The following is a 2,597-nucleotide window of genomic DNA, read 5'->3' on the forward strand; positions in this document are numbered from 1 at the left end:
GGCACTCAGGACATTAGTCGTACAAAAGGGGGCTGAACAGCAAATTACATTTGACGGTTGACGAGTACGGGATACCGGCAAGCGGCATTGTGACAAGCGGTACTGTCGCGGACTGCAGCCAAGCGCCTCTCCTTATGGAGGATTTGGAGGCGGAAGCGTTCCTTGCGCCCAAGACGTATGAATACGGGTTTCTGAAGGCATAGGCTGCGGGCAGCGAGCGGATAAACCGGCGGCAAATTCTTGACGCACACAATCCTTATTGCTACGATAGGCTTTATATGAATAAGGCGGCAGGCGAAAAGCCGATAATCCGAATTGCGGGTCTGACAAAAAGCTACGACGCTGGTTCCGGCGGCAAAACAGCGCCGCGTCTGGTGCTGAACGGCGTCGATTTAACGATAGCGCGCGGCGAGTTTCACGTGTTTTTAGGCTGGAGCGGCTGCGGCAAATCCACGCTGCTCAGCATTATCGCCGGATTTATCGAAAAAACCGACGGGAGCGTAGCCGTCGACGGGGAAGAAGTCAGAAAACCCGGCTTTGAGCGCGGCGTCGTGTTCCAGAACGCGGATTCCGCGATTTTCTCCTGGCTCACGGTGCAGAAAAACGTGGAATACGGGCTCCGCATACGGCACGTGCGCGGCGGCGAGCGCAAGGAAACGGTAAAACGCTGCATCGAGCTGGTCGGGCTGGCGGGGCACGAAAAAAAATACCCGCACGAGCTTTCCGGCGGCATGAAGCAGCGCGTGCAGATTGCGCGGAGCCTTGCGAACAACCCGAAAATCCTGCTCATGGACGAGCCCTTCGGCGCGCTCGACGCGCAGACGCGGAAATCTATGCAGAACGAGCTTATCTCGGTGTGGCGGGCGACGCAGAAGACGATTCTGTTCGTTACGCACGACATTCAGGAAGCGGTCTATCTGGCGCAGAGAATCAGCATTCTGTCGCGGGCGCCGAACGCAAAAATCATGCGGACAATCGAGGTGACGTTCCCGTACCCGCGCGACTTGGCGAAGCCCGAAGCGGCGGCGGTCGTTCAGGGCATAGAGGCGCTGTTCGCCGTGGAATATAAGACCTAATGACGGAATCGGGGTGAACGGTATGAAAAAAATCGCGGATTTTCTTTTGAGCAAAGGCTTCGTCGCGTGGGGGCTGCTGCTTATCGTCTGGCAGACGGCGTCGGCGCTCAACCACACAGACTTTCTTCCCGGACCGTTCGAGACGCTTGCGGGCGGGAAAGAGATAGCGCTGAACGGCGTGCTGTTCCAGTATATCTGCGCCAGCTATATGCGCATTTTTACCGGCTGGTCGCTGGGGATTCTGGGCGCCGTCCCGACCGGGCTTTTAATCGGTCAGTTCCGCACCGTGCGGCGCGTGCTTGAGCCGATTATCAATTTTTTCCGCTTTGTGCCGGCGATAGGGTTTCTGACGCTGTTCTTAATGTGGTTCGGCGTCGGCGAGAAATCGAAAATCGCGCTCATCATCTACGCGACGACCTTCCCTATCATCATCAACACGATTGCGGGCGTGGCGGGCATAAATCCGGTAACGGTGCAGGTGGCGCAGTCGCAGGGCGCGAACGCCGCGCAAATCTTTTTCACCGTTACGGTTCCCGCCTCCGTCCCCTTTATCTTTACGGGACTGCGGCTGGGGCTGAGCGGCGCGATTATCTCTATTGCCGCCGCGGAGATGCTCGCGGCGCAGAAAGGGCTCGGCTATCTGATTTACACCTCGCGGCTGTATTTCAGGACGGACTGGATTTTTATCGGCATACTGACGCTCGGTCTGACCGGCTATTTTTCCGACCGCTTCCTGCGCTTCTTCGGCAGGACGGCGCTCAAAAGATACGGCGTCAAAGACAAATAGGCGGCGGCGTTCGGCGTTGCCCTTTCGGGCAACGTTCAAGTTTCTTGAGGAAACAGGCGTTCCGCGTTGCCCGTGCGGGCAACGTCCGAGTTTTCTGAAAAAACTCGGCATATATGCTTTGCTCCTATGCTTTCGCCTATGGGCAAAGGCGTAAAGGCAAGCGCCGACTGGGGCTGCCGAAATGGAGAGAAAGGGAGCGGGCAACGCCCGCTCCCTTTCTTGTCTCATAGGGGAAGCGGTTTTGCCGCTTTCCCTATGACAGCGTACAGGCAAGCGGCGTTCCCCCCTTGCGGGAAACGTTCGACGTGCACGCCTATGGCGCGCTACCGAGTTTGCTTTGCAAACACTCGCGGCATAGAGGCAAGCGGCTGCCGTGCGGGGCTTGCCGACGGTTTCCGCGCACGGGACTGCCGGACGAAATCAGCCCGCCGATACGCATACAGCCGGAACCATACGCGAATGCAAAAATGCCCGTCCCTGTCGCGGGAAGGCAAACACAACGGCACGGAAAGTTCCGCAAACCGGGGGTTTGACGTTTAAGGCTTTGGTGAGGCATAATCACAGAGCGGCTGGGGCGCGGAGCGCACTGGCAAAGCATAGCAGGCGAGCAATGTATCCTGTATAAGAGAAAGAGTGGAGGCTATGAAATGAAGTTTAATGAATATCTGCGCACTCAGCACCGCACACCAAGCGGTCGGAATTTTTCACCGAAATCCGTGCAGAACTATTACGGC

General features: G+C 57.3%; 4 protein-coding genes. All 4 read left to right on the forward strand.

Going from position 1 to position 2,597, the window contains the following annotated elements; translation table 11 throughout:
* The first annotated feature begins 50 nt into the window (after nucleotides 1-50).
* The 4 genes from AWU74_RS11600 to AWU74_RS11605 all read left to right on the forward strand — a co-directional run bounded on the left by AWU74_RS11600 (nucleotide 51) and on the right by AWU74_RS11605 (nucleotide 2,403).
* On the forward strand, nucleotides 51-203 hold the full coding sequence (locus AWU74_RS11600; RefSeq protein WP_187150848.1) for a hypothetical protein: 153 nt from the start codon (nucleotides 51-53) through the stop codon (nucleotides 201-203).
* A gap of 75 nt (nucleotides 204-278) precedes the next feature.
* On the forward strand, nucleotides 279-1,076 hold the full coding sequence (locus AWU74_RS04885; protein WP_062328192.1) for an ABC transporter ATP-binding protein: 798 nt from the start codon (nucleotides 279-281) through the stop codon (nucleotides 1,074-1,076).
* 22 nt (nucleotides 1,077-1,098) lie between these two features.
* A complete protein-coding gene (locus tag AWU74_RS04890; protein ID WP_062328198.1) occupies nucleotides 1,099-1,863 on the forward strand; it encodes an ABC transporter permease in 765 nt (254 codons plus the stop codon).
* A 72-nt stretch (nucleotides 1,864-1,935) separates the two neighbouring features.
* Nucleotides 1,936-2,403, forward strand: coding sequence for a hypothetical protein (locus AWU74_RS11605; protein ID WP_187150849.1), 468 nt, complete (start codon nucleotides 1,936-1,938; stop codon nucleotides 2,401-2,403).
* The last annotated feature ends 194 nt before the right edge of the window (nucleotides 2,404-2,597 follow it).

It is taken from the genome of Treponema endosymbiont of Eucomonympha sp. (assembly GCF_001028545.1).